Consider the following 24,614-nt stretch of genomic DNA (forward strand, 5'->3'; position numbering starts at 1 on the left):
CGGTCGGTCAGTACTTGCGGGTGGGGAGCGCGTCCTTGGCCTGGTCCTGCATGAAGTCGCTCTCCTTGGTCTTGATCCAGCGTTCGACCGTCTCGCCGTCCTTGACCTTCTTCACGACCTCCATCAACTGCGGGCCGAGCAGCGGGTTGCACTCGACGATGGCGTTGATCTTGCCTTCGGACATGGCGACGAAGCCGTCCTTCACGCCGTCGATGGAGACGATGAGGATGTCCTTGCCGGGCTTCTTGCCGGCCGCCTCGATGGACTGGATGGCGCCGATGGCCATGTCGTCGTTGTGCGCGAAGAGCACGTTGATGTCCGGGTTGGACTGGAGGAAGGCCGCCATGACCTGCTTGCCGCCGGCCCGGGTGAAGTCACCGGTCTGGCTGACGACGACCTTCCAGTCGTCCGCGTGGTCCGCCTCCATGACCTCCTTGAAGCCCTTGGCGCGCTCGATCGCGGGTGCGGCGCCGGTGGTGCCCTCCAGCTGGGCGATCTTCACGGCGCCCTTGTGGCCCGCCTTCTCCAGGACCTTCTCCAGGATCTTGGCGGCGCGCCGGCCCTCGTCCGTGAAGTCGGAGCCCACCAGGGTCACGTACAGGGAATCGTCGGAGGTCTCGACGGAGCGGTCGGTGAGGACCACGGGGATCTTCGCGGCCTTGGCCTCCTTGAGCACGGCGTCCCAACCCGTGACGACCACCGGCGAGAAGGCGATGACGTCGACCTTCTGCGCGATGTAGTTGCGGATCGCGGAGATCTGGTTCTCCTGCTTCTGCTGGGCGTCGGAGAACTTGAGGGTGTAACCCGCGTCCTTCGCGGCCGACTTCACCGAGTCGCTGTTGGCGGTGCGCCAGCCGCTCTCCGAGCCGACCTGGGAGAAGCCGAGGGTGATCGCCTTGCTGCCGCTGCCGGCGGAGGCGGCAGCGTTGCCGTCCTCCTTGGCGCAGGCCGCGAGTCCGGTCGCAGCCGCCACGCCGACCGCCGCGGTGAGGAAGTTCCTTCTGCTGAGCATGCTTGATCTCCTTCGTTGAGCCGGCCCGGGGATGGGACTCGGTTGCTGCGGCTTCTGACGTTCCGTCGGGAACCGTGGAAGTGATGACGTTCTGACGACCGACCAACGTTCGAGATATCGAACATGCGTGACGCGTGCCGTCAGAGGGTGGTCTGGGCGGGGAGGCCGGGAGCGGCCGGATGCAGGGGGTGTGGAGCCGGCGATGCGCGCGGCGCCGGAGGAGCGGATGGGCGGGCGGGGGGATCAGGGAGGGGCCGGCGAAGTGGAAGTGGTCGTGGCGCTCGCGTCGCCCGGCCGACGCGGGTGATGAGTCGCCGACGGGGCGATGAGTCCGGGTTCAATGACGACCGGAGGTGTTCGGGTCGGGCCGCCTCGCAGGGAGTACGGGCGGTCACCTCGCCCGGCTTCCGCAGCAAGAAGGGCCGTGGGAAGTGCCGTCTAAGGAGTGCCGTCTAATCGTTGGCCGCCGCCTGCCAGGGAGGTGCTGCTGTGCGCCGGATGTGCCACGGCTGTACCTCCCTCAAGTGGTCAGTAATGGGGAGGTCATATGAGCGCCCGCCGTCCCCCCTGGTCAAGAGGTTGCGCGAGAAGCAGGCCATCACGTTTGGGTAACGCGGGGCAGCGGGCGAGGGTGACGGCCTGCCGGGCGCCCGACGCGAAAGGGGCCTTCTTCGGCAGAGATATTGACGCCCGGCAGGCGTGGCCATACCTTCGATCGCTGAACGAAGTATCGAACTCCGTGCGACATGCCGGACGACCGGCTCGCTCACGGTCCCTCGTTGCACGCTGGTCCGGGTCCTAGCCGCGAAGTGAGGGCAGCGCCATGACGGCGACCAGGACGGCGACAGATCCGGCACCACCCCGGAATGCCACGCGGACGCCACATCTCCTGGCCGGCCCCTCCCCCACCATCGTCTGCGAGGAGCGCATACGCCGCGGCGGTACGGCGGTGGAGGCAAGAGGTCAGGCGACAACGGGTGGGACGCCCCTGAGGCGGGACCGGGCTACAGCACCCGCAGGGCCTGGTGAACGTCGCGCTCGCGCCTGGCCAGCGCATGCAACACGGCCTGGTCCCCGTGCCGGTCGCGGGCGGCTGCGACGAGGATGTCCACCGCTATGGCGAGAGCAGCGTCGGGTGCCCGGTGATCAGTGCCCACGCTGAGCGCGAGGTCTTCGATGTGCACCGCCAGCTCGACACAACGGGTCTGCAGGTAGCCGTTGAGCAGCATCTCCTCTCCCGGCCGGTGGAGGACTTCCACCCGTCGATCGACCGGCTCCGTGCTCAGCCGTCGCGTCAGCCGCTCCCACGCCACCCGTGCCTGCTCAGCCACGGCAGCGGGACCAGCGGCTGCTGTTTCCTCGCTACGGGCACGCACCCCGGCATTCAGCGCCGAGTCCGGCTTCGATGTGCCGACGAGTCGCGCGTAGTACCGCACCGGCGACACCGGTTCCGCGCCGAGCACCTGGCCGTCGAGGAACCACTCGACCTGCAGGACGCTCCGAGCAAGGTGACCGGCCAGTCCGCCCACCGACATCCCGGCGAGCACGGACTCGTCCTTCCAACAGTGGGCTACCTGCTCGGTGGCCAGCAGGTCCACGGCCGTCTCGGCCGCCTCCAGATACGCATTCCGTATCCCATCAGTCATGCGGGCATCGTCCCAGAATCAAGATCCAGACCGCTCGTCCGTCCACGCCGTGGACCGGCGGTCGCACAGCTGCGGCTAGCCCCTCTGCACGAGCATGTTGCCCCTGACCGCCCGGATCACTGGTTGGGAGCTGCGACCGCACCCCAAGGCCCCGAGTGCCCGGACTGGCTGCACTTCACTTGTCGCGCGACCCAGACTGGGCCTCTGCCGGTCGTTTCAGTGGAGATCCCGGTGTGCGCGGTGGACGCCGCGGGCGTCGTATTGAGCTGCAGCACCATCTTCTGGGAAGAAGCGCTCGACGCCTACGACACACACCAGGTGGCGGACGGCGACACCTGGACCGGCCTCGGCCCCGATCCGGACGTAGCCCGCGTGCTCTTCCTCCCTGACGACCTGCACCGTGGTCCGCGCGCCGGAGATCCCAAGGACGATGCACTCACAGTTCGGGCAGCCAGTCCTGGGCCGGGTCGTACTCCAGCCAGCGGTTGCGGCCGGCCTGGGTCGTGAAAGTGCTCAGGAGTTCACGCAGGAGTGGATGTCCGTTGTTGGTGCGCCACAGCAGTGACCAGGCGTACAGCGGTGTGGGGTCGACGAGGGGAACGGACCGGACCCCGGGGGCCTGGGGAAGCGGCACGTCGGACGGGATGAGGGAGAAGCGGTGCGCGTCCGCGGTCAGGCCGGTGAGGAAGTGGTCGAGGCCCAGGTTGGGGGCCTCGGCGTGGTGCCGGATGGCGAACTGCTCGGCGAAGCGGTGCAGGAAGTCGAGCCGGTCCAGCGACCCGGGAGTCCACAGCACGCTGTCCCGCAGTTGTTCGGGCCGTAGCGCGGGCTCGGACGCGAGCGGATGGGTCTCGGGGAGGATGACGTCCACCGGCTCAAGGCGCACCAGACGATGTGTCAGTCCGGGAGGCAGGGGCGGATGGACCCGCCCGAAGCCCGCGTCGATGTCGCCGTGCAGCAGTGCGGCCGCCACCGAGGGAAGATCGCGGCCGTGTCCGAGTTCCAGAGGCAGCTCGCCGGTCCGCGCCGCGACCTGGGCGAGTGCCCGCATCGGCGCGTACAGGTGGCCCCAGACGTCGACCCGTAGCGGACGGTGCTCGCCCCGCACTGCGGCCAGGGCCTGGTCCGCGACGGCCAGCGTCTGCCGGGCCGGTCCCAGGAAGCGCCGTCCCGCCTCGGTGAGTTGCACCCCTTGCCCGCTGCGCAGGAACAGGTCGGTGCCGAGCTGGGACTCCAGCCGCGCGATCCGTTTGGACAGCCCCTGCTGCGAGATCGACAGTGACTCGGCCGCCCGTCCGAAGTGCAGCTCCTGTGCGGCGAGTACGAAGGCGCGAACGTGCGCCAAGTCGAGATCCACGTCTGTCACCGTAGGCGACAACCGACAGTTGTGGGCGTTTCCGTTTCCTTGTTGGATTCCTCGGTAGCGCCGCCCGTTTCATGCATCGCATGCAGAGATTGATCCCCACGGGGAATCAGGCGCGTCCGGTCGCGTTCGCGGAGGACGCCCAGCCCGTCCCGGAGCCGGACGAGGCATTGATCAGGGTTGAGGCCTTCTCGCCGAATCGGGGCGAGACGTTCCTTCTGGAGCAGCCGGGGGCGGGGCTGTGTCCCGGCAAAGATGTCGCCGGTCTGGTGGTGCAGGCCGCGGCCGACGGGTCGGGCCCGCAGACCGGCACCCGAGTGGTGGGGCATCCGGCGCAGGGCGGATGGGCCGAGTACGCGGCAGTGCCCACCCACTCGCTCGCCGTACTGCCCGACGACATCGGCGCCGTGCGGGCCGCGGCCCTGCCGCTGGCCGGGATCACCGCGCTCCGGCTCCTTCGCGCGGCCGGCAGCGTGGTGGGGCGGCGGGTCCTGGTGACCGGTGCGTCGGGCGGTGTCGGCCACTACGTGACGGAGCTGGCGGCAGCCGCAGGGGCGGAGGTCAGCGTGGTGACCGCCACGCCGTCTCGCGGTGAGCGGCTGCGCGCGTTGGGGGCGGCAGCGGTCGTGCACAAGGTGGCCGAGGCTCAGGGGCCGTTCGACGTGGTGCTGGAATCCACCGGCGGCGCACATCTGCCGGTCGCTGTGTCGAAGCTGGCCCCGGGCGGCACGCTGATCTGGTTCGGCCAGGCCAGCCGCACTCCGGTGACTCTCGACTTCTTCGACCTGCTCGGCGGTCCCGAAGGGGCCACGATCCGCCACTTCCACTACGCCGGTGCGCCCTACGGCCCCGACCTGACCACTCTGGTGCGGCTGGTGGAGGGCGGGCGGCTGCATCCGGAGATCGGCCTCGTCGCCGGCTGGGAGCAGACCGCGCCGACACTGGTCGACCTACGGGAACGCCGTATTCGAGGCAAGGCCGTCCTCACCACGGGGACGGTGCGATGAGCGCCGCCGAATCCGGCGTCGAGTCCGGAGTCGAGTCCGGAGTCGAGTCCGGCGGCGAATCCGTCGTCGCATTCGCCACCGCCCAGATGACGCGTGCCACGGGAGCCGGGCTCGACCCGCACGAGTACGAGCGCGTCACCGGTGAACTGGCATCCGTCGAGGGCTGGGGGTGAGGCCTTCGCCCGTACCGCACAGGAGCACGTCGCCCGAGCGAAGCGGGCCGCCTCCCCGCTGTCGGCGGGCGAGCACTATCAGGTGGCAGCGCGCTGGTTTCACATCGCTACGCTCGCCCCGCATGGGGGCCAGGCCCTGGCCGCGGCTGAGGCGGACCGTGCCATGGGCCGCGCGCTGGCCCTCCTGGAACCCGGTGCCCGCAGGATCGACGGGCCGGGCTTCACCGGCTGGCTGCGCGGCCCCGCCGACGCGCCGGCCACTGTGGTCGTGGTCCCCGGCCTGGACTCCGGCAAGGAGGAGTTCCACGCGGTCACCTCGGCCCTCCTGCACAGGGGCGTGGCCGTGTTCACGATGGACGGGCCCGGCCAGGGCGTACTCACGGCCACCACCACCGTGCGGCCGGACTACCACCAGGTGATCGGCCGGGTCATCGACGCGCTCGGGGTCGACCGGGTCGGGCTCATCGGGCTCAGTCTGGGCGGCTACTACGTCGCGGAGAGCGCCGCCCATGAACCTCGCGTGGCCGCTGCCGCCACCGTCAGCGGGCCCTTCCGCCTCGACTGGGACACCGCCCCGCCCGTCGTGCGGGACATCCTCACCCGGCGGGCCGGAGGGCCCGAGGCGGCCCGCGACTTCGTCCGCCACGTCGACCTGTCCGCGTCGGCGCCGCGTATCGCCTGCCCGCTCCTGGTCGTGGACGGCGGCCGCGACGTCATCCCCGGCGTGACCAACGGGGAGGAGCTGGCCCGCCTGGCGCCGCACGGCGAGTACCTGCTCGTCCCGCACGGCGATCACCTCCTGGGCAACGCCCGGCCCGACTGGCTGCCCACCGCGGCCGACTGGCTCTGCGGAGCACTCACTCGCCGGTGAGACGACCCGATCCCGACACCCGACACCCGGCACGGCGAGGGTGCCGGGTGTCAGCCGGTCGAGGCGTGGGCCGGGGAGGGAATGGCGGAGGGCTCCGCGGGGGTCGGCTTCGGGTGGGTGTTCGCCGGGTCCAGGCGGAGCATGGCCGTTTCGTCCGGGGTGTCGGGGGCCGCCTGGTAGACCACCATGCGCTGGCCGCCCGTCCGGGCCAGTCGCATGACCTCGTAGGTCAGGGTCATCGGGCCGACCTTCGGGTGCTGGAAGCACTTCTGTCCGCCGCCGCGTTCGCAGACGTCGTACCGCTCCCAGAGCTGCGCGAACTTCGCTGACTTCAGCACCAGTTCGCCGACGAGCGCGGTCAGCTCGGGATCGTCCGCGTCGGCTCCGGCCACCGCCCGCAGGTGCGCCACCGAGAGGGCGACGGTTTCCTCCCACGGCTCGTAGAGCGTCCGGCCGACCGGGTGCAGGAAGAGGTAGCGGGTCAGGTTGCGCTGGTCCTCGGGCCAGTCCCAGAGCCCGGGCATCAGCCGTCGGCCCGGCGGGTTCGCGGCCAGGACGCGGTTGTAGCGGCTCACCACATACGCGGGCAGCGGGCGCACCGACTCCAGCATCCGCAGGACCGACTCGCGGACGGTGTGGTCCGAGCAGGCCGGCAGCTCGGAGGGCCGGCCGGAGGCCAGTTCCGCGAGCTCGTGCAGGCGTTCGTAACCGTCGCCGCGCAGCCGCAGGGCGCGGCCGAGAGCGTCCACGACGGCGGGGGACGGGTTGGTCTCCCGGCCGCGCTCCAGGCGGATGTAGTAGTCGACACTCACTCCGGCCAGCGCGGCCAGTTCCTCACGGCGCAGTCCGGGAGTGCGGCGCAGGCCCGCGCCGGCCGGAAGACCGACGTCCTCCGGGCGCACCTGCGCCCTGCGGGCCTTCAGGTACCGGCCGAGTTCCGTGCCCCTCGTATCCGCTGCTGCTGCCATCCGGCCATTGTCCCAGGCGGTCAAGGAGCGTGGGGGGCCGTGTCAGGGCCTGGAACACCGCACCCCGGGTACAGCGCGGTCTGCCGGGCGGCCGCGTGCGGGAGGAGAGTTGAGCTACCGGAGCGGGCGGCCCGGCCGCCGGGGCCCAGGGGGTGCGCGACACCGGTCCGCGGCCTCGGAAAACGGACTGCGGCCGCCCGCCCGGTCACTGTGTCGAGACGTCACTTGCACCAGGAGTTCTTCATGCCGACCACCCGCGCCCCGTCTTCGTCCCCGGCCCGGACAACCGCGTCGCCGCCTGCCGAGGGCCCCGCCGTGCCACGGCGGAGCGGCGTCGCGCTGGTCGCCTCGCTGCTCGGGTTCACCGTGATCACCGTCGACGTCTCGGCCGTGAACATCGCGCTGCCCGCGATCCGGGACTCCCTCAGCGGCGGGATGGCCGGGCTTCAGTGGGTGGTCGACGCCTACACCCTGATGTTCGCGGCCCTGATGCTCTCCGCGGGCGCCCTCGCCGACCGCATCGGCGCCCGTCGCGCCTACGCGTGGGGCGTCGCCCTGTTCACCCTCGCCTCGCTCGGCTGCGCGCTCGCGCCCGGCATCGGCGTGCTGGTCGGTGCGCGCGTGGCGCAGGGGGCAGCCGCCGCGATCGTGATGCCGGCCTCGCTGGCGCTGATCCGGCAGGCCTACGACGACTCCCGGGCGCGTGCCCGCGCCATCGCGCTGTGGACGGTCGGCGGGTCGGTGGCGATGGCCGCGGGCCCGGTGCTGGGCGGGCTGCTCACCGACTCGGCCGGCTGGCGGGCGGTCTTCCTGCTCAACCTCCCGGTGGGCGCGGTGATCCTGGGCCTGCTGGTGCGGGTGCCGCGCTCCCCGCGCCGGCCCGCCGCACTGGACGGCGGCGGTCAGCTCACCGCCGTACTGGCCCTGGCCGGGCTGGCCTTCGCGGTGATCGAGGGCGGCCGCCTCGGCTGGACCAGCGGCCCCGTGGCGGCCGCCGCCGCGCTCGCCCTCGCCTCCGGGTACGCCTTCTACGTGGTGGAGGCCCGGCACCGCCGGCCCATGGTCCCGCTGGGCATGCTGAGGGACCGCCGGGTGGCCGTCCCGCTCGCGGTCGGTTTCGCCGTCAACGCCGCCTTCTACGGCGGGATCTTCCTGCTCGGGCTGTACTACCAGCAGTTGCGCGGAATGTCGGCGATCGCGGCCGGGCTGATGTTCGTCCCGATGTCGGCGGTGGTGACGGCGACCAACCTGGTGTCACCGCGGCTGGCGGAGCGGATCGGGCGGCGGCCGGTGATCGTCGCGGGGCAGCTGATCTTCACCGGAGCGATGCTGGCCATGCTGCCGCTGGCCGCGCACACTCCGGTGTGGCTGGTGCTCGTGCTGCTGCTGCCGCTGAGCGTCGGCGGGGCGCTCGCGGTGCCCGCGGTGACCGCGCTGCTGATGGACGCCGTCCCGCAGGAGCGCGCGGGCACCGCGTCCGGGCTGCTCAACTCCCTTCGCCAGACCGGCGGTGCGCTGTCCGTCGCCCTGTTCGGCAGTCTGCTCGCCGGCCCGGGCGGGGACTTCTCCCTCCCGGGCATGCGCATCGGCCTGCTCGCCGTCGCCGCTCTCCTGTTCGCCACGGCCGTCCTCTCCCGTCTCCTCCTGCCGCGCAGCTGATCCGGCCCCCGGGGCCTGTTCGCGGCGGAAGCAGCGGAAGCGGAGCGGGATCAGTCGGTGGCGAGGCCGTCGACCAGGCGGTTGAGGAAGCGGGTGAAAGTGGCCTCGGGGGTGACGGTGCGTGCGGGGGCCGCGAGGGCTTCGGCGAGTTCCGGGTGGTGGCCGTCCGCGGCGACGGTGGCGAGGTAGCGGGCTTCCGCCGCGGCCCGGTCGGGGGACCTGGCCGCGGCCGCCTGCGTGATCTCGTAGGTGACATGTCCGGCGACGAACGCGGTGAGCTGGGCGAAGACCTCCAGCTTCGCGGCACCGTCCAGACCGGTGGGGCGCAGGGCGGCGAGGGCGTGTTCCAGGAACGCCAGGGTGTTGGGGCCCAGGCTGCGGCGGGTGGACAGGGCGGCGGGCAGCCAGGGATGGCGGAGCATCAGGTCGCGCTGGCGGTGGGCGACGGTCTTCAGGTCGGCGCGCCAGTCGCCGGTGAGAGGAGCCGACGCCGGCAGTTCGCCGCTGACGTGGTCGACCATCAGCTCCAGCAGCGTCTCCTTGTCGGAGGCGTAGCTGTAGAGCGACATGGCTCCGGCTCCGACCTGTGCGGCGACCCGCCGCATGGTGACCGCTTCGAGCCCTTCCGCGTCGGCCAGGGCCACGGCGGCCGCCGTGATCGCCTCGCGGCTGAAGCCCGGCCTGCGGCCCCTGCGGGGCTGCCCGGGGCTCAGCCACAGCTGTTGCGGGTCGGTCCCCGGGGTTGCGGACCCGCCGCCGTCACGCGTCACTGTCTTCGTCCTCCCGTCCCGTGCATCACCATCCAAGCATCCTCTATTCTCGTACGACGTACGAGAATAGAGGAGGAACCATGGCATCACGTGGGAAGCCGCCGTTGTCCTCGCGGATGATGAGGGCGATCTGGCGCGGCCTGCCGGACAAGCGGCACGACGTGGGGTGGGAGCCGGGCCTGGTGGTGCCGGCCGCCGACGGCAGTCCGCTGGTCACGGACCACTACTTCCCCCGGACGGCCGGTGACTTCCCGACCCTCCTGGTGCGTTCGCCGTACGGCAGGGGCCTGCCCTGGTCGCCCATGTACGGCATGCTCTTCGCCGAGCAGGGTTTCCACGTGGTCCTGCAGAGCTGCCGCGGCACGGGCGGCTCGGGCGGCGCGTTCGATCTGTGGCGCAACGAGGCCGCCGACGGCCTGGCCACGGTGTCCTGGCTGCGCCGACAGCCCTGGTTCGACGGGACGTTGGGGACGATCGGCCCCAGTTACCTGGGATACGTGCAGTGGGCGCTCGCCCTCGACCCGCCGCCGGAACTGAAGGCCATGGTGGTGCAGGTGGGTCTGCACGACCCGTACGCCCTGTTCTACGCGGACGGCGCTCTCCGGCTGGAGAACGCCCTGCTCGTCGGCCTGGGCATGGCGTACCAGCACCGGGGGATCGCACCGTTCGCCGGGGCGACGCTGCGTCTCCAGCGCCGTATGCGCGACATCGTCACCGCACGGCCGCTGCGCGGGGCGTACGCGTCCGCGCTCGGAGACGTGCCGTGGCTGGACGACGTGATGGCGCACCCGGACGCCGGCGACCCGTACTGGGACGGCGCGTCCCTGGCGCGGGCGGCCGAGGGGCTTCGCGTCCCGACGAGCCTGATCACCGGACGGTACGACGCCCTGGTCGACCAGAGCTTCGAGCAGTACGCCCGGCTGCGCGAGGCCGGATGCGACACCGCCCTGCTCGTCGGCCCGTGGACCCATACCTCCGCCATGCAGCAGGGCTGGCCCGAGGTCTTCGCCGAGAGCCTGGCCTGGCTGCGTGCGCACCTGTGCGGCGAGCCGTCCGGGCTGCGTCCCACGCGGGTGCGGGTGCACGTCGGCGGCGAGGACGCGTGGCGGGACCTCGACGACTGGCCGTCTCTCTCCGCCGGCACCATCTCATGGGTTCCGACCGCGGACGGGCATCTCGACCAGCGAGCCGACGCGGGGTCCGGGGGCGGCGTGAACGGCACGGCCCCCCGCCCCCCTGGCCTCCCTGCGCTACGACCCCGCCGACCCCACCCCGTCCATCGGCGGTCCCCTGCTCTCGCGCACGGCCGGTCCCCGTGACAACAGCGCTCTGGAGGGGCGAGAGGACGTCCTGACCTTCACCGGTCCACCGCTGACCGAACCCGTGGACCTTCTCGGTGCGGTCTCCGCGCGGCTGAGCGTCTCCACGGACACCGGGTACGCCGATGTCTTCACCCGCCTGTGCGACGTGGACGCGCAGGGCCGTTCCATCAACGTCTGCGACGGGCTGGCCCGGCTGGAGACGGTGGGGCAGGCCCCCTCGGAGGTCACCGTGCGGATGAGTTCCACCGCCTACCGCTTCCCGGCCGGGCACCGGATCCGCTGGCAGATCAGTGCGGGGGCCCATCCGCGCTACGCCCGCAACCCGGGGACCGGCAAGTCCCCGGTGGACGCCGTCGACTTCACACCGATACGCGTCACGCTGCACACCGGCTCCACGCTGCTGCTGCCCCACGGGTCCCGGACTGCGTGACCTCCGGGGACGCCCTGACGGTGACTCCGCTGCGCCAGCCACCCCGCCATCGCCCGCACCCCGATGCCGATGGACCGCTCGTCCGGGGCGAAGTCGGGGAAGTGCGGGTAGCCGGCGGTGATGGGGGCGCCGGGGGCACGGACACCGAGGAAGGTGTAGGTGCCGGGGACGCGGTCCAGGTAGAGGGCGTAGTCCTCGCCGCTGAAGGGCGGGAACGCGGAGTGGAGCGTGACGACCGGGTCACGGCCCGGTGCGCGGCGCAGATGGCGGGCGAGCGCGCGGGCGTCGGGTTCCGGGCAGACCAGGGCCGGGAACGGCTCGGCGGGGAAGCTCACGGCGGCTCCCGCGTACGACGTCGCCAGCCGGCGGATCTCCCCGCGTATCTCCGTGTACCGCTCCCGCGGCCAACAGCGGTAGGACACGCTCACCTTGGTGTCCTGTGCCGAGGCCCGCAGCGCGACGAAGCGGGCGAACGGGCCGTCGGGCGTCCGGGCGTCGGTGACCATCCGCTCGATGTCCGCGGGCGTCTGCGGGGGTGTCACCGTGGCGAGCGCCCCGATGTCGGCGGCCAGGCGCCGTGCCGCCTCGGGTGCGTCCGGGCCCTGGAGCGTCACCTCCGCCTTGTCCTGGCCGGGCATCCCGTAGCCCCCGGTCACAGCGAACCGGCCGACGGGGAAGGGCCCGCAGTGCAGCGCGTGGATCTCCTCGACGCGGGTGCGCTCCAGCACGCCCGCCTCGATCATCGCGCGGGCTCCGGACAGGCTCTCCTCGGCGGGCTGGAAGAGGAACACCACCGTGCCGCTCAGGTGCTGCCGCAGCCGTGCCAGGACCGTGGCGACGCCCAGGGCCACCGTCGTGTGGATGTCGTGCCCGCAGAGGTGGGCCGCGGCCTGGCCGCCCCCGACGATGTCCTTCGGCGGCACGGCGTCCATGTCCGCCCGGTACGCGACCGTCCGGCCCGGGCGCGTGCCGTGCAGGACGCCGACCACACCGTGGCCGCCGACCCCGGTGGTGACGGTCAGCCCGGCCGCCCGCAGTTCCCGGGCCACCACGTCCGCGGTACGACGCTCCTCCCCCGGCAGCTCGGGGTGCCGGTGGAGGTCCCGCCGCAGCTCGATCAACCCGGCTTCCAGGCGCGTCACTTCGGCTTCCACCGGCCCGTTCCCCACCGGTCCCCTCCACTCGCCGGCGGCGGCCTTCCCTGCCGTACCCCACACGGTTCCGGCACCGGCTGCCGCCGCCATGCCGGCCGCCAGCAGCGTGCGGCGGGCCAGAGCGTGCTCCGTGGGACGCTTCACGTTTCTCCCTTGTGATCGGTCTTCGTGGGTCGCCCGGCGAGCGGGAAGCCCGTCGCGGAAACCCGTGGGTACACGATCACTTCTCGCGCATGCCGTCGCCCATCCGGCGAGCCACCGCTCGTGGGTGGGGACAGCCCCCGACCCCTGGGCCCGGCCGCTTCACGCGCCACCGGGTGAGATGTGCTCCGGGATGACGAGAGCAGCGGACTTCACCAAGGCCGGACCGCTGACGTCCTCGGCACCGGAGACGTAGGCGAGCCAGCGGAGTTCGTCGCAGGCGAAGAAGGACTCGCCCCATGAGTCGACCCAGATCCGCGCCCGGCGGTCCCCCGAGCGGGTCAGGTGCCACCAGGCCCACCCTCGGAATTCGGATTCGGGGTCGAACTGGTACAGCCATTCCTGCACGTCCCACGGGCCCTGCCCGACCGCGGCCGTGTAGCGCTCCCTGCCCCGGGCCGCGAAGTCGGGGACCGGCCCGGTCCCTCCCCGGCCCGCGGCGACGAACCAGTCCGGAATCCCGCCGACAGGGAGGTCCTCGCCCTCGAACGGCTGCGAGAGCGCCAGGTGAAGGGCGGGGTCCAGCACGGAACGCACCCTGAGGCCGAACTCGTCGACCGGGCAGCTCGTCCGCAGGTCGAAGGCGCACAGAACGGGGGGCGCGTCTTCTGATGCCGACCCGTGCGACAGCCGGCTCCTCTCCTGCTCGATGTCCTCGCTCTCGTGCATCATCTGCGCGCCGTCTCCGCAGGCGGCGTCAGCCGCGTACGGCCAGGTGGTACGACGAGGCCCACAGCACCACCGCGCTGCCCAGGCCGACCACGATCCGCACGGTCTCGCTCGCCAGGCCGGCCGCGACGAGGACGAAGCCGGTGACCGCGACGGCCGTCAGCAGCGCCGCCGTCCACCGGTACTGCCACTGGTCGTACAGCCGGGCGAGCGGGAAGAAGTGCAGTCCCACGACGAGGGCGATGCCCGCGGGGACGGCCTCGGGGTGGCCCGAGGCGTTGGACACGGCGATGACGGCGAAGACGGCCACCAGCTCGACGGAGTTGACGATGCCCACGCCGCGCGCCCAGTTCGCCGGCAGGCTCACCGTGCGGGGCGAGGGCGGGGCGTCCTTGCGGTATCCCAGGTAGATCGCCGCCGCCGTGAGCACGAGCGCCGCCACCTCGATGCCCAGCGGGGCGACGTCCGTCGCCGAACCGGTCCCGGAGGCCGCCGCGACGGCCCACACCAGGGCGAACACGGAGAGCACGAGCGTTCCCCTGCGGCGCAGGCTACGGGTGAGAGCGAGGCACTCGGCGTCCGTGGTGGAAGGGGTGGGTGTTGCCGGGGACGTAGGTGTCACTCGCGGAGAATACACGCGCCCAACTGCCGTCTTTTGAACGGTTTTCGGCCAGCCCTCAGGCGATGGACCCGGCCGCCCACCCGATCCGGAAACGCCGCGAAACATTCGGCTACCGGAACCCTGCCCTCCGTGTCAGATGGGCAGATGGCTCGCCGGACCGGCCACCCACCCAGCCGCCAAAATACCGATTGACCTGGGCGAAACCCCTACGCCCGCCCCACGACAGCCGACGAATATTTCGAAACTCTCACCGAAACCATTGACAGTTGACAGGGCCCGGCCAACACTCCCGAAGACACAGGCTCCCCATCGACCGACCCCCACGAGGACGAGGAGGAAGCACCCCCATGAAGAAGTCATCGAGCCGCTTACGGCTGCTCATCAGCAGCACCTGCACCATGCTGCTGGTCGCCTTCGCCACCATCGCCATGCCGGGCACCGCCCACGCCGACACGGTCGTCACCAGCAACAAGACGGGCACCGACAACGGCTACTTCTACTCCTTCTGGACCGACGCCCCGGGCACGGTCTCCATGACGCTGTCGTCCGGCGGCAAGTACAGCACCTCATGGCGGAACACCGGCAACTTCGTCGCCGGCAAGGGCTGGAGCAACGGCGCCCGCCGCACCGTGAACTACTCCGGCACGTTCAACCCGTCCGGCAACGCCTACCTGACCCTCTACGGCTGGACGGCGAACCCGCTGGTCGAGTACTACATCGTCGACAACTGGGGCACGTACCGGCCCACGGGCCAGTACAAGGGCACCGTCACCAGCGACGGCGGTACGTACGACATCTACAAGACGACCCGGTACAACGCCCCGTCCGTCGAGGGCACGCGGACCTTCGACCAGTACTGGAGCGTCCGGCAGTCCAGGAGGACCGGCGGCACCATCACGGCCGGCAACCACTTCGACGCCTGGGCCCGGGCCGGCATGCCCCTGGGCAACTTCAAGTACTACATGATCATGGCGACCGAGGGCTACCAGAGCAGCGGCAACTCCAGCATCACGGTGCGCTGACGATGGGAACCACACCACCGTCCTCGTTCCGCGCCCTGCTCACGAGACTGACGGTCCTCACGACGGCCGCAGCCGCCGCCCTCACGGCCACCACCGCCACCACCGCGGTCGCCGCCCCGTCCCGGGCCGCCGCCTGCACCGGATACGTCGGCCTCACCTTCGACGACGGCCCGTCCGGCAACACGACCGGACTGCTCAACGCACTCCGCCAGAACGGGCTGCGGGCCACGATGTTCAACCAGGGCCAGCACGCGGCCGCCAACCCGTCCCTGGTCCGGGCCCAGGTGTCCGCCGGCATGTGGATCGGCAACCACAGCTACACCCACCCGCACCTGACCGGTCTGAGCCAGTCCCAGATCGACTCCGAGATCTCCCGGACCCAGCAGGCCGTCGCCAACGCGGGAGGCGGCACACCGAAACTGTTCCGCCCCCCGTACGGCGAGACCAACGCGACGGTCAAGTCGGTCGCGGCCCGCCACGGCCTGACCCAGATCATCTGGGACGTCGACTCCCAGGACTGGAACGGCGCGAGCACGGAAGCGATCGTCCAGGCCGCCGCCCGCCTCACCAACGGCCAGACCATCCTCATGCACGACTGGTCCGCCAACACCCTCGCAGCGATCCCCCGCATCGCCCGGGGCCTGACGTCCCGTGGCCTGTGCGCGGGAATGATCTCCCCGCAGACGGGCCGCGCGGTGGCTCCCGGCTGAGCGAACGGCCTCGGAGAACACCGCGGGAACACGCGGAGCACACACCGCCCTTCCGGCGCGACGGCGACAAGTGCCGTCGCGCCACCCCGGGTTCTAGAGCGGGGGCCCGGGAGGAGCGGCTCCGTCGGTGCCGCCGGCGGCGTGTCGCTCCATCGCCACCTTGAGCAGGGTCTCGCGCAGTGCCTCCCGGGTACGCCCTCGGGTCTTCACCGCATGACAGTTGGGGCAGAGGGCCACCATCTGGCTGGGGTGGTCGCGACCGCCCAGGGCGAGGTCGACGACGTGGTCGACCTCGAGGATCGGGTGCTCGCGGTCGGTGACGTCGGCCGGCTGGCCCGTGCAGCCGGGGTTCTCGCAGCGGCCGCCGCTGCGGCTCAGGACCAGATAGCGGGCGGCCCGGGAACGGACCGGGCTGCGGGTGGTCCGGGAGACCCGGCGGCCGTGGGTCTCGGATTCCTGTTCCTCGACGAGCCTGCAACCGCGTTCGTACTCGGCGGCGGTGATGAGCCACTGTTCCGGTGCGCGGTCCTGCGGGGTGTGCGGTTCGGCCGACTCCACGTCGTCCAGGCCCACGTCGGCGAGGAGCGGATCCGGGTCGAGGTCCTCGAAGAACGTGCCGAGGAGCTCGTCGAGGACGGCGAGACGGGTCACCGCGGAGTGCCGGAACCGCTCGTACACGGGTTCGGCGAGGCCGCCGAGTGGCTGATGCGTGGCGAACCATCGCTTCAGCCGGGCGTCGCCGTGAGCGGTGGGTACCGGGCGCGGGCAGTCCCGCACCTCCCAGATGCCGTCGCGGTGGAGAGACGCGACCGGGTAGTCGGGGCGCAGGCGCTCGCCCCTCGCCCCGTGCCTCTCCAACAGCCCCTTGAGCGCTTCCTCGGTCTCTGACCAGGGAAGGAGCCGGGGCTCGCCCCGGAGGGCCCGTCCCATGGCCCACAGCAACGCGATCGGTTTGTACAGGGCCCGGCGGCTTGCGGAACCGTTCACCTTCAGGTGGGTGATCCGGGAGATCAACTCGTCGTGGGGCGGAGCGCTCGCCCCGGACTCCTCGACGACCTCGAAGCCGAGGCGTCCGAGGAGTCGGGCGGCGTGCTCGGCGCCGCCGGAGAAACCCTTCGCGTCGGGGGCGAGGGGCCGTTCGCCGGGCAGGAAGCCGTGTGCCGCCCCGACGATCGCCTTGGAGTCGTAGTGCCTGCCCTCGTGCGCCAGCAGGTAGCGGCGCGCACGGCGAAACCCGTAGCTCTTCAGGAAGGCGTCCCGCCCGAGCCGGTCACACTCCTCGATCGCCTTCTCGATCTCGACGCGCGATATGTCCGCGAGTGCCATGCCGGGAACCCTATGCGACGGGTCTGACAGCGCAGGGTTCTCCGGCCCGTTGTCAGTGCCCGGTCCTACGATGCGCCGCATGCCTGAATGGATGCATGTGTCCAGCGCGGTTCTGGAATCCGGTTGGCACGACGAGGTGAATCTCGTGTTCGCGCGCGGGATGGGGCTGGACGCGCTTGCCGAGGGGTTGCGCCGGCTGCGGCGGGAGCCGTTGGTGAGCGGGGAGGGGGGTGGGTGGGTGTGGGGCGTCCACGACATGGTCAACGTCGAGATCGAGGACTTCGACCCCGTGCCCTATGGGGAGATATCCGCGGGCGCCGAGATCGTCGTGTTCGTGACCGAGCCGTGCAGTGCCAAGGGGCACGCGCCGCATTTCGAGTACTACCGGGACGGGCGGCTGATCACCTGGTTCAGTTTCGAGGACCTGACGCAGCGGCCGGGGGACAACCCCGACTACCTGTCCGCCGAGTTGCTGGCCGCGAAGCTGATCGGGCCGGACGCCGGGTGCGCGGAGGCGGACGAGGGCGGGCACGACTGCTTCGACCACTACTACGAGGATCACAACCGCATCGTCCGGGCGGTCGCCGGCTTCTTCGCCCTGCCCTCGCCGCCGCTGTCCCCGGAGATGACGGACCGGTGACCTGGCTCGCGCCCGCCGCCTTCCTCACCTTCTGCCGGGGGATTCCCCCGGCCGACCTCACCGGCTTCTTCAGCGAGGCGGGGCTGCCGCCCGCGGCCTCCGGCACGGCGGACGGCTGGGCCTGGCTGACGCACCACCCGGACACCACCCCGGACGGCGGCGCCGTCCAGCAGCTCGGCCAGTACATCACCGGCTTCCGGTACCAGGACCGCGTGCGCGACCGGCGGAACGTCGACATGGTGTTCCTGGCGTCCACACCCGCCTGCTCGTGCGGCGACCGGTACGCGGTGCCCCACTGCGCCGAGCATCCGTACCAGTTCGCCTACAGCCGCGGCGGCTTCGCCGTCTGCATCTTCAACGTCGGCGCGCGTCGCGAGTCCCGCCGCTTCGGCAGCCAGGCCGACCTGTTCATACGGCAGTTCCTGGAGCAGGGGATCGTCGGGCGCACCACCCGCTACGACACCGCCCCGGACTTCAACCCGGACGGCAGCCACACCATCCGCGTCATCGCCGAGCACTTCGGGCTGCCCGCCGCACTACTTGAGTACGGGTGCTCATGACGGCCCCGCCCCGCCCACGTGACCATGGCCGTATGAAGACACGGGGCATGCTTTCGGCCGGGGTCGCGCTCGTTCTCGGGGTGCCTGTCGCCGCCTGGGGGCTGATGGGCCGGCAGGACTACGACGGGTTGCCTGCGAGCGAGCTCGACCACGCCTTCCAGCCGTGGGACATCGGGGACGGTGTGGCCGCCGCCGTCGGCGGGATCGCGCTGGTGCTGGCGGGGATCGGTGGCGCGGTGCTCGTACGGGGTGCGCGGCGTGGCGCGATGGACCGGCGCTGGTGGGGGGTCCTCGGGCCGCTCGTGGTCGTCGGCCTCATGGCCGGTGTGGGGTGGCGGATCCTGACGGCGGGGGTCGTCGGGGCCAACATCGGTGCCGGGCTGGTGCTCATGTTCGGTACGCCGGTCGCCGCCGGCCTCGTCCTGTGGGCAGTGGGGCGCGGCGTCTGGCTGGCCACGCGGCGGCACGGCATCGACGGCGGGGCCGGCGGCCGGCGCCTGGGCGGTTTCGCCTCCGGCGGGGTGTGACGGGCGGCGCGGCTCTCTTCCACGTGGCCGAAACCCCACGGGGGAGCGGTGGGTGGGGCGGACAACATCCGTATCCGGTCGGGGAGTTCACCTAGGTTGGTGGACCGGTCCCCCTTCCCCACCCCCCAGGAGGCCCCGCCATGCCCGACGACAGCCTGCGTGTGCGTATCGACACGTCCAAGCCGCACTCGGCCCGTTTCTGGAACTACTTCGTCGGCGGCAAGGACAACTACGAGGTCGACCGCGAGATCGGCGACCAGATCAAGTCGATCTTCCCGGGCCTGGTCGACGTGGCGGTCACGAGCCGCCGGTTCCTGGGCCGGGCCGTCCGGTACCTGGCCGTCGAGCAGGGTGTGCGGCAGTTCCTGGACGTCGGCACCGGGCTGCCGACCGCCGACAACACGCACGAGGTCGCCCAGCGCGTGGCACCGGACTCCCGGATCGTGTACGTCGACAACGACCCCATCGTGCTGGCCCACGCCAACGCCCTGCTCACCAGCACGCCCGAGGGCAGGACCGCCTATCTGGACGCCGACCTGTACGACCCGGAGGCGGTCCTGGAGGCGGCCGCGGGCACGCTCGACCTGTCCCGGCCGGTCGGCCTGATGATCCTCAACACGCTGGGGCATGTCGCCGACTACGAGCAGGCGCGGGAGCTGGTGCGGCGGCTCATGGCCGGGCTGCCGGCCGGGAGCCACCTGGTGATCAGCGACAGCACCGCGACGAGTGAGGGCATGATCGCCGCGTCGGAGGCCTACAACGCGAGTGGGGCCGTGCCGTATTACGTCCGGCCGGTTGCCGAGATCGCCGGGTTCTTCGACGGGCTGGAGCTGGTGGAGCCGGGCGTGGTCCGGGTGCCGCAGTGGCGGGCGGAGCCCGCCGATGTCGCCGAGGGTGTGGACGCGTACTGCGGCGTCGGCCGCAAGCCGTAGGGGATCAGTTCCCCGCGCCCCTGAGAGGCCGCCCGGCGATAATCAAGGACATGTCCGCACCACCCCCCGTCCCCGAGCCCGTCCGGCGGCTCGTCGGTGATCTTCTCGCGGTGGGTGAGGCGTACGGCCTCGTCCTCGCGGGCGGGTACGCCGTGCTGGCGCACGGGCTGGTGCGGCGGGGCGGGCGGGACGTGGACGTCGCCACCGAGCACCCCGCCGGGATGGACGGCATCGCCGACACCGTCCGGACGGGGCTGGTGGCGCGCGGCTGGCTCGTGCAGTCACTGGAGAGCGATCCGCTGTCCGCCCAGTTCCTCGTCACCGACGCGGCGACGGGTGAGGAGTACGAGGTCGGCGTCCGCAAGGAGGTGCTGTGGCGCCCGCCCGTGCCGACCGGGCTCGGACCGGCTCTCTCCCTCGACGACCTGGTCGGCACCCGTGTGCGGGACCTGGCCGACCGCGGGCTCGCCCGCGACCTGGTCGACGTACACGCCGCCTCGGCCCGCTGGAGCCACCCGGAACTGGAGGAGCTCGGCCGCCGGCACACCCCCGAGCCCTTCGACCTCACCGACCTCCAGGCCCGGCTGACCGGCACGGACTGGCTCGACGACAGCGCGTTCACCGCCCACGGCCTCGACGCCGAGGCCGTCGCCGGGCTCCGCCGCTGGGCCCAGGAGTGGGCCGACGACATCGCGGAACGGCTCATCGAAGGCGGGGCCCCGGAGGAGAGTGCCCAGGAGGAGGAGTGACCCGCGCGGGGACCTACCGGTCGGTACTCTGACCCGATGGGGAAAGGGGCAACCGGGCAGGTGGGGGTGGTCGCCGCGCTCGTACGGGCTGCGTTCCTGGTGGACGGGGTGTACGCGGAGGCCGGCCGGGCGTACGGGCTGACACCCCAGCAGGGGCAGCTCCTCTGCGTGCTGATGCCGCGGCCGTACGGGATGGGCGAGCTCGGCGAGACGCTCGGGCTGGCGAAGTCGAGCCTGACCGGGCTGGTGGACCGGACGGTGCGGCGCGGACTGGTGCGGCGGGAGGCCGACCCGCGCGACGGCCGGGCCGTGCGGGTGGGGCTGACGGAGGAAGGCGCCGCGCTCGCCGAGAAGTTCTACGCCGAGACCTGCCGCCGGATGGAGGCCCTGCCGTCCGGACTGAGCGGCGCCGAACGGGAGCGGCTGGCCGTCCTGCTGTCGCGGGTCGTGGCCGACAACGAGGTTCCCGCGGTGTTCGTGGAGGCCGAGCAGGTGCCCGGCGTCGAGTAGCGGACCTGCCACAGCCGAGTAGCGGACCGGTCACCACAACGGCTCACTGTCCCGCCACCGGCGCCATCGCCCGCCGCTCCCGCCTCGCCGCCGCCATCAGGGCCAGCGTCACCCCGGCCGACACCGTCGCCATCGCCGTCATCGCCCCCGCCGGGGAGGTCAGTTGGGCCACCGAGCCCGCGAGCGTCGCGGCCACGCCCTGCATCGTGAGCATGCCCGCCGAGTGCAGTCCCAGGGCGTGGCCCGTGAGGGTGTCGGGCGTCAGGGCCACCAGGCGCTCCTGCTGGACGAGGCTCGCGCCGAAGCCGACCGAGGCCAGCGTGACGGCGGCTGCCGCCAGCGGGAGGGGCGGGTGCAGGAGGAAGGGCAGGTACGGGGCGGCCAGGAGCAGCAGGAGGGGGTGGCCCAGGCGGGGGCGCAGGCGCGGTGGGACCAGGCGGCCCACCAGGACGTCCCCGGCCAGCATGCCGAGCGCCGCGAAGGCGAACAGGGTGCCGGCGGAGTCGGGGGCGTAGGAGACGTAGAGGGATTCGCAGCCGACGACCAGGCCGTTCGGGATCCACAGGGCCAGATAGATCCGGCGGCGGGGTGCGGACGACCAGAGCAGGGCGTTGGCGCGCCACGTCGCCGACACCGAGGGGCGGCCGGCCGTACGGGGCGGGCGGCCGGTCAGGCCGAGGCGGACGACCACGGCCGCCAGGACGTAGAGGGCGGCTGACGCCAGCAGGGAGATCCGCGGGGACAGCAGGGCCACGAGCGCGCCGCCGGTCGCGTATCCGGCGATCTGCATGAGGCCGCTCATCATGTTGAAGACCGAGCGGCCCAGCAGATAGCCGTCCTTGGAGAGGATCTCGTTCAGCAGGCCCCAGCGCACTCCCCCGCCCACCGACTTCGCCATCCCCATGGCCAGGACGATCGCGAGGAGGCCCCAGATCGGTAAGCCGGGCAGGGCCAGTGCCGCCGTGCCGGCCGCGAAGATCAGGGACAGGGCCGTCAGGGCCGCGCGCGGGGGCAGGCGGTCGGCCGCCGAGAGCAGCAGCGTCGCGCCCAGCACCTGCACCAGCGACGAGCCGAACATGCTCACCGCGGACAGCAGCGGCGACCCGGTCGCCCGGTAGACCAGGGTGCCCAGCGCCAGTTCGCCCATCGTCTGGGCGACCGTCTGCGCCGACGCGGCCAGGAAGAACGGGGTGAACTCGGGGGTACGGAACAGTTCGCGGTAACTGCGCATGCGGGGAGTCTCCGGCGGCCCGGATCGCGTGGTTATTGTTTCGCGCAGGTGCGAAACGTCGGGGGGGTGCCCATGGGCTGGTGGCAGATCAACGCCGACACCCTGGCCGGGAGCCGGTTCGTGCTCTCCCCGCTCGCCGAGACCTTCGCCTGCCTCCAGTTGCTGCACCGGGGCACACCCACCCACCCGGGCGAACGGGCCTGGCTGCGCGACCACCTGCCCGGCTACCGGGCCCGGATGGCCGCCGACCCCGTGACCGCGCTGCTCGTCCGCGCCGGTCTGGGCCGGCTCTGGATCGCCGACTTCCTCACGCCCACCCCGAGAGACCAGGAGACGTTCGAGGAAGGGGTGGCACGGGTGCGGGCGGCCCGCCCTGCCGAGGCCCGCGCCCATCTGCGGACCTCCCTCGCCGGCCCGCTTCCCGCCGCCCTGGACCGGGACGACCTCCCCGAGCGCGCGGCCGGCCTGCTGACGTACGTCTGGACCGAGACCGTACGGCCGGACTGGGACCGGCGCCGGCGGGTGCTGGAGGCGGACGTGGTCGCCCGTACCGCGCAGGTGAGCCGGGGCGGCTGGGCGGCGGTGCTGGACGCGTTGCGACCGGGCCGGACCCGGTGGCTGGGCGACAACCGGCTCCAGGTGAATCTGCACGAGTACCCGCCCCGCGAGATCTCCGGCGCCGAGCTCCTGTTCGTGCCGGTGACCCCGAAGACCGGCTGGGTGTCCTGGGAGGAGCCCGACCGGTACGCGGTGGTCTACGCGTGCGCGGGCGTGCTCGCCGACCCCGGCGGCCGGACCGTCCCCGCGAGCCTCGGCGCGCTGCTCGGGGCCGCCCGGGCCACGGTGCTCGTCCTTCTCGACTCCCCGATGAGCACCAGCCAGTTGGTCGCCGTGACCGGCCAGGGCCTCGGCTCGGTCGGCCGGCATCTGAGGGTGCTGCTGGACGCCGGTCTGGTCGAGCGGCGCCGCGCGGGCCGGTCCGTGCTGTATGCGCGGACGGGGGCGGGGCAGGTGCTGGTGGAGGCCGGAACCGGCCGGGCCGACACCGGCCGGAGTTAGCATCCGCTCATGACAACTAGCAACGGTTCCTCTCCCCTCGACGTCGAGATCGGTGCCCTCCAGGGCGGTTCCGCCGACCTGTCCCAGTACGCGGGCAAGGCGGTGCTGGTGGTGAACGTGGCCTCCAAGTGCGGCCTGACCCCGCAGTACAACGGGCTGGAGAAGCTCCACGAGCGCTATGCCGAGCGCGGTTTCACCGTCCTCGGCGTGCCCTGCAACCAGTTCCTCGGGCAGGAGCCCGGCAGCGCCGAGGAGATCGCCGAGTTCTGCTCGGCGACCTACGGCGTGACGTTCCCGATGACCGAGAAGGTCGAGGTCAACGGCGAGAACCGGCACCCGCTGTACGAGCGCCTGACCGGCTTCGCCGACGCCGAGGGGCACAGCGGGGACATCCGCTGGAACTTCGAGAAGTTCCTGATCGGCCGGGACGGCACGGTCGTCGCCCGCTTCTCCCCGCAGACCGAGCCCGAGGCCACGGAGCTCGTGACGGCGATCGAGGCGCAGCTGGCCTGAATACGGCCCCGTTGACCTTGCCCCTGGGGCAGGGCCGAGCCTCCTTGTCATCGGGCGGAAGAGCCGCCCGATGACGGAGGATGCCGTGGTGGACGTACCGGACCGTGACCTGCTCACCATCGGGGCGTTCGCCGCGCGCGCCCGGCTGTCGGCCAAGGCCCTGCGGCTGTACGACCGGCTGGGGCTGCTGTCCCCGGCGCACGTCGACGAGGCCACCGGCTACCGCTACTACCGCGCCGGACAGGTCGAACGGGCCCGGCTGGTGGCCATGCTGCGGCAGCTGGACATGCCGCTCGCCCGGATCGCCGAGGTGGTCGCGGCGGGCGACGGGCCGACGGCGGCCGGGCTGCTCGGCGCGTACTGGGCGGATGTCGAGGCGCGGGTGGCGGGGCAGCGGACGCTCGCCGAGTACCTCCGTGGACGACTGTCGGGGAGGAGCTCCGAGATGTACCAGAGGTTCGCGGTCGAGACGGTGGACGTGCCCGAGCAGGTGGTGATCACCGAGAAGCGGCACACGCTGGCGGACGAGCTGCCCGCGTGGATCGGGGCTTCGCTGGGCCGGCTGGAGGCGGCGGCCCGGGAGTGCGGGGGCGTGAGCGGGGTGCCGTACGTCGCCTACCACGCCGAGGTGTCGATGGAGAGCGACGGCCCCGCCGAGGCGTGCGTGCCGGTCGCCGACGAGGCGGCGGCACGGGCGTGGGCGGAGCGGCACGGCCGGGCGTGGGAGACGGCGGTGCGGGTGGAGCCGGCCCGGCGGCTGGCGTACACCCGGATCACCAAGGCGCAGGTGGCGCACCCGCAGATCCTGGCCGCGTTCGAGGCGGTGGAGGAGTGGATGGCGGCACAGGGACTGACCCCGGCCGGCCCGTGCCGTGAGCTGTACTTCGCGGACTGGGAGGCGGCGGGAGCCGAGGACCCGGTGTGCGACGTGGCGTTCCCGGTGAGCTGATCGCCCTCAGGCGCCCGCG

At 72.2% G+C, this 24,614-nt stretch carries 25 protein-coding genes and 1 pseudogene; 16 read left to right on the forward strand and 10 right to left on the reverse strand.

From position 1 onward, the window contains the following. Positions 1-7 precede the first annotated feature (7 nt). The 3 genes from QF034_RS17050 to QF034_RS17060 all read right to left on the reverse strand — a co-directional run bounded on the left by QF034_RS17050 (position 8) and on the right by QF034_RS17060 (position 4,015). Entirely contained in the window at positions 8-1,012 is a 1,005-nt protein-coding gene (locus tag QF034_RS17050; protein ID WP_307175777.1) for an ABC transporter substrate-binding protein, read from the reverse strand. 1,004 nt (positions 1,013-2,016) lie between these two features. After that, positions 2,017-2,658 carry a maleylpyruvate isomerase N-terminal domain-containing protein gene (locus QF034_RS17055; protein WP_307175778.1) on the reverse strand — a complete coding sequence of 214 codons (642 nt, stop codon included), beginning with the start codon at positions 2,656-2,658 and terminating at the stop codon, positions 2,017-2,019. A 436-nt stretch (positions 2,659-3,094) separates the two neighbouring features. Beyond that, positions 3,095-4,015, reverse strand: coding sequence for a LysR family transcriptional regulator (locus QF034_RS17060; protein ID WP_307175779.1), 921 nt, complete (start codon positions 4,013-4,015; stop codon positions 3,095-3,097). A gap of 89 nt (positions 4,016-4,104) precedes the next feature. Between QF034_RS17060 and QF034_RS17065 the strand changes: the two genes are divergently transcribed. The 3 genes from QF034_RS17065 to QF034_RS17075 are packed head-to-tail and all read left to right on the forward strand — an operon-like array spanning position 4,105 to position 6,072. Continuing rightward, positions 4,105-5,028: a zinc-binding dehydrogenase gene (locus QF034_RS17065; RefSeq protein WP_307175780.1), complete on the forward strand. Its 924-nt coding sequence runs from the start codon at positions 4,105-4,107 to the stop codon at positions 5,026-5,028. Beyond that, positions 5,025-5,201 (forward strand): hypothetical protein, encoded by a 177-nt coding sequence (locus QF034_RS17070; protein WP_307175781.1) that lies wholly within the window; start codon positions 5,025-5,027, stop codon positions 5,199-5,201. The genes QF034_RS17065 and QF034_RS17070 overlap by 4 nt, the downstream gene beginning before the upstream one ends. Beyond that, on the forward strand, positions 5,170-6,072 hold the full coding sequence (locus QF034_RS17075; protein WP_503167792.1) for an alpha/beta hydrolase family protein: 903 nt from the start codon (positions 5,170-5,172) through the stop codon (positions 6,070-6,072). Before QF034_RS17070 ends, QF034_RS17075 begins: the two co-directional genes overlap by 32 nt. Before the next feature lie 50 nt (positions 6,073-6,122). On the opposite strand, the gene QF034_RS17080 is transcribed toward QF034_RS17075, so the two are convergent. Beyond that, the gene (locus tag QF034_RS17080; protein ID WP_307175783.1) at positions 6,123-7,040 is read right to left on the reverse strand and encodes a helix-turn-helix domain-containing protein; all 918 of its coding nucleotides are present in this window, start codon (positions 7,038-7,040) and stop codon (positions 6,123-6,125) included. A 243-nt stretch (positions 7,041-7,283) separates the two neighbouring features. On the opposite strand from QF034_RS17080, the gene QF034_RS17085 reads away from it, so the two are divergent. Continuing rightward, complete coding sequence (locus QF034_RS17085) at positions 7,284-8,699, forward strand: MFS transporter (protein WP_307175784.1); 1,416 nt, start codon at positions 7,284-7,286, stop codon at positions 8,697-8,699. Between the two features lie 50 nt (positions 8,700-8,749). Here QF034_RS17085 and QF034_RS17090 read toward each other — a convergent pair whose 3' ends face one another. Then, positions 8,750-9,469, reverse strand: a complete 720-nt coding sequence (locus QF034_RS17090; RefSeq protein WP_307175785.1) for a TetR/AcrR family transcriptional regulator C-terminal domain-containing protein — start codon at positions 9,467-9,469, stop codon at positions 8,750-8,752. A 119-nt stretch (positions 9,470-9,588) separates the two neighbouring features. Here QF034_RS17090 and QF034_RS17095 point away from each other — a divergent pair. Beyond that, positions 9,589-11,200: pseudogene (locus QF034_RS17095) on the forward strand (CocE/NonD family hydrolase); the annotation flags it as partial. Here the strand turns inward: QF034_RS17095 and QF034_RS17100 are convergent. From QF034_RS17100 to QF034_RS17110, 3 genes are all read right to left on the reverse strand, one after another. Then, positions 11,101-12,465 (reverse strand): M20 metallopeptidase family protein, encoded by a 1,365-nt coding sequence (locus tag QF034_RS17100; RefSeq protein ID WP_370880948.1) that lies wholly within the window; start codon positions 12,463-12,465, stop codon positions 11,101-11,103. The pseudogene QF034_RS17095 and the gene QF034_RS17100 overlap by 100 nt on opposite strands. Before the next feature lie 213 nt (positions 12,466-12,678). Continuing rightward, positions 12,679-13,248, reverse strand: coding sequence for a hypothetical protein (locus QF034_RS17105; RefSeq protein ID WP_307175786.1), 570 nt, complete (start codon positions 13,246-13,248; stop codon positions 12,679-12,681). A gap of 25 nt (positions 13,249-13,273) precedes the next feature. After that, positions 13,274-13,774: a DUF7010 family protein gene (locus QF034_RS17110; protein ID WP_307175787.1), complete on the reverse strand. Its 501-nt coding sequence runs from the start codon at positions 13,772-13,774 to the stop codon at positions 13,274-13,276. Positions 13,775-14,265: 491 nt separating this feature from the next. Here QF034_RS17110 and xynA point away from each other — a divergent pair, with 491 nt between their 5' ends. Together xynA and QF034_RS17120 are read left to right on the forward strand one after the other, a co-directional pair. Continuing rightward, complete coding sequence (gene xynA / locus QF034_RS17115; RefSeq protein ID WP_307179898.1) at positions 14,266-14,889, forward strand: endo-1,4-beta-xylanase XynA; 624 nt, start codon at positions 14,266-14,268, stop codon at positions 14,887-14,889. A 2-nt stretch (positions 14,890-14,891) separates the two neighbouring features. Next, positions 14,892-15,599 carry a polysaccharide deacetylase family protein gene (locus tag QF034_RS17120; RefSeq protein WP_307175788.1) on the forward strand — a complete coding sequence of 236 codons (708 nt, stop codon included), beginning with the start codon at positions 14,892-14,894 and terminating at the stop codon, positions 15,597-15,599. Positions 15,600-15,692: 93 nt separating this feature from the next. Here the strand turns inward: QF034_RS17120 and QF034_RS17125 are convergent, their stop codons facing one another. Beyond that, positions 15,693-16,925, reverse strand: coding sequence for an HNH endonuclease signature motif containing protein (locus tag QF034_RS17125; protein ID WP_307175789.1), 1,233 nt, complete (start codon positions 16,923-16,925; stop codon positions 15,693-15,695). 79 nt (positions 16,926-17,004) lie between these two features. Here QF034_RS17125 and QF034_RS17130 point away from each other — a divergent pair, with 79 nt between their 5' ends. The 6 genes from QF034_RS17130 to QF034_RS17155 all read left to right on the forward strand — a co-directional run bounded on the left by QF034_RS17130 (position 17,005) and on the right by QF034_RS17155 (position 20,843). Then, positions 17,005-17,565, forward strand: a complete 561-nt coding sequence (locus QF034_RS17130; protein WP_307175790.1) for a DUF6461 domain-containing protein — start codon at positions 17,005-17,007, stop codon at positions 17,563-17,565. Continuing rightward, positions 17,562-18,125 carry a hypothetical protein gene (locus QF034_RS17135; RefSeq protein ID WP_307175791.1) on the forward strand — a complete coding sequence of 188 codons (564 nt, stop codon included), beginning with the start codon at positions 17,562-17,564 and terminating at the stop codon, positions 18,123-18,125. Before QF034_RS17130 ends, QF034_RS17135 begins: the two co-directional genes overlap by 4 nt. Positions 18,126-18,157: 32 nt before the next feature. Further along, the gene (locus QF034_RS17140; protein ID WP_307175792.1) at positions 18,158-18,652 is read left to right on the forward strand and encodes a hypothetical protein; all 495 of its coding nucleotides are present in this window, start codon (positions 18,158-18,160) and stop codon (positions 18,650-18,652) included. Positions 18,653-18,792: 140 nt separating this feature from the next. Continuing rightward, positions 18,793-19,584, forward strand: a complete 792-nt coding sequence (locus QF034_RS17145) for an SAM-dependent methyltransferase (RefSeq protein ID WP_307175793.1) — start codon at positions 18,793-18,795, stop codon at positions 19,582-19,584. A 50-nt stretch (positions 19,585-19,634) separates the two neighbouring features. Continuing rightward, positions 19,635-20,333 (forward strand): hypothetical protein, encoded by a 699-nt coding sequence (locus QF034_RS17150; RefSeq protein WP_307175794.1) that lies wholly within the window; start codon positions 19,635-19,637, stop codon positions 20,331-20,333. A gap of 36 nt (positions 20,334-20,369) precedes the next feature. Further along, entirely contained in the window at positions 20,370-20,843 is a 474-nt protein-coding gene (locus tag QF034_RS17155) for a MarR family winged helix-turn-helix transcriptional regulator (protein WP_307175795.1), read from the forward strand. A gap of 43 nt (positions 20,844-20,886) precedes the next feature. Here QF034_RS17155 and QF034_RS17160 read toward each other — a convergent pair whose 3' ends face one another. Further along, positions 20,887-22,074, reverse strand: coding sequence for an MFS transporter (locus QF034_RS17160; RefSeq protein WP_307175796.1), 1,188 nt, complete (start codon positions 22,072-22,074; stop codon positions 20,887-20,889). A 72-nt stretch (positions 22,075-22,146) separates the two neighbouring features. On the opposite strand from QF034_RS17160, the gene QF034_RS17165 reads away from it, so the two are divergent. From QF034_RS17165 to QF034_RS17175, 3 genes are all read left to right on the forward strand, one after another. After that, positions 22,147-23,133, forward strand: a complete 987-nt coding sequence (locus QF034_RS17165; protein ID WP_307175798.1) for an ArsR/SmtB family transcription factor — start codon at positions 22,147-22,149, stop codon at positions 23,131-23,133. Between the two features lie 9 nt (positions 23,134-23,142). Next, positions 23,143-23,646: a glutathione peroxidase gene (locus QF034_RS17170; protein WP_307175799.1), complete on the forward strand. Its 504-nt coding sequence runs from the start codon at positions 23,143-23,145 to the stop codon at positions 23,644-23,646. A gap of 70 nt (positions 23,647-23,716) precedes the next feature. Beyond that, the gene (locus QF034_RS17175; RefSeq protein ID WP_307175800.1) at positions 23,717-24,595 is read left to right on the forward strand and encodes a MerR family transcriptional regulator; all 879 of its coding nucleotides are present in this window, start codon (positions 23,717-23,719) and stop codon (positions 24,593-24,595) included. The last annotated feature ends 19 nt before the right edge of the window (positions 24,596-24,614 follow it).

Origin of the sequence: Streptomyces africanus, from assembly GCF_030816955.1 — a bacterium.
GTDB lineage: Bacteria > Actinomycetota > Actinomycetes > Streptomycetales > Streptomycetaceae > Streptomyces > Streptomyces africanus.

Coding starts and splice junctions, on each gene's coding strand:
- QF034_RS17050 (WP_307175777.1), bottom strand. CDS start 1,012: ATGCTCAGCAGAAGGAACTTCCTCACCGCGGCGGTCGGCGTGGCGGCT.
- QF034_RS17055 (WP_307175778.1), bottom strand. CDS start 2,658: ATGACTGATGGGATACGGAATGCGTATCTGGAGGCGGCCGAGACGGCC.
- QF034_RS17065 (WP_307175780.1), top strand. CDS start 4,105: ATGCAGAGATTGATCCCCACGGGGAATCAGGCGCGTCCGGTCGCGTTC.
- QF034_RS17070 (WP_307175781.1), top strand. CDS start 5,025: ATGAGCGCCGCCGAATCCGGCGTCGAGTCCGGAGTCGAGTCCGGAGTC.
- QF034_RS17080 (WP_307175783.1), bottom strand. CDS start 7,040: ATGGCAGCAGCAGCGGATACGAGGGGCACGGAACTCGGCCGGTACCTG.
- QF034_RS17085 (WP_307175784.1), top strand. CDS start 7,284: ATGCCGACCACCCGCGCCCCGTCTTCGTCCCCGGCCCGGACAACCGCG.
- QF034_RS17100 (WP_370880948.1), bottom strand. CDS start 12,465: ATGGCGGCGGCAGCCGGTGCCGGAACCGTGTGGGGTACGGCAGGGAAG.
- QF034_RS17105 (WP_307175786.1), bottom strand. CDS start 13,248: ATGATGCACGAGAGCGAGGACATCGAGCAGGAGAGGAGCCGGCTGTCG.
- xynA (WP_307179898.1), top strand. CDS start 14,266: ATGCTGCTGGTCGCCTTCGCCACCATCGCCATGCCGGGCACCGCCCAC.
- QF034_RS17120 (WP_307175788.1), top strand. CDS start 14,892: ATGGGAACCACACCACCGTCCTCGTTCCGCGCCCTGCTCACGAGACTG.
- QF034_RS17125 (WP_307175789.1), bottom strand. CDS start 16,925: ATGGCACTCGCGGACATATCGCGCGTCGAGATCGAGAAGGCGATCGAG.
- QF034_RS17130 (WP_307175790.1), top strand. CDS start 17,005: ATGCCTGAATGGATGCATGTGTCCAGCGCGGTTCTGGAATCCGGTTGG.
- QF034_RS17140 (WP_307175792.1), top strand. CDS start 18,158: ATGAAGACACGGGGCATGCTTTCGGCCGGGGTCGCGCTCGTTCTCGGG.
- QF034_RS17145 (WP_307175793.1), top strand. CDS start 18,793: ATGCCCGACGACAGCCTGCGTGTGCGTATCGACACGTCCAAGCCGCAC.
- QF034_RS17150 (WP_307175794.1), top strand. CDS start 19,635: ATGTCCGCACCACCCCCCGTCCCCGAGCCCGTCCGGCGGCTCGTCGGT.
- QF034_RS17155 (WP_307175795.1), top strand. CDS start 20,370: ATGGGGAAAGGGGCAACCGGGCAGGTGGGGGTGGTCGCCGCGCTCGTA.
- QF034_RS17160 (WP_307175796.1), bottom strand. CDS start 22,074: ATGCGCAGTTACCGCGAACTGTTCCGTACCCCCGAGTTCACCCCGTTC.
- QF034_RS17165 (WP_307175798.1), top strand. CDS start 22,147: ATGGGCTGGTGGCAGATCAACGCCGACACCCTGGCCGGGAGCCGGTTC.
- QF034_RS17170 (WP_307175799.1), top strand. CDS start 23,143: ATGACAACTAGCAACGGTTCCTCTCCCCTCGACGTCGAGATCGGTGCC.
- QF034_RS17175 (WP_307175800.1), top strand. CDS start 23,717: ATGACGGAGGATGCCGTGGTGGACGTACCGGACCGTGACCTGCTCACC.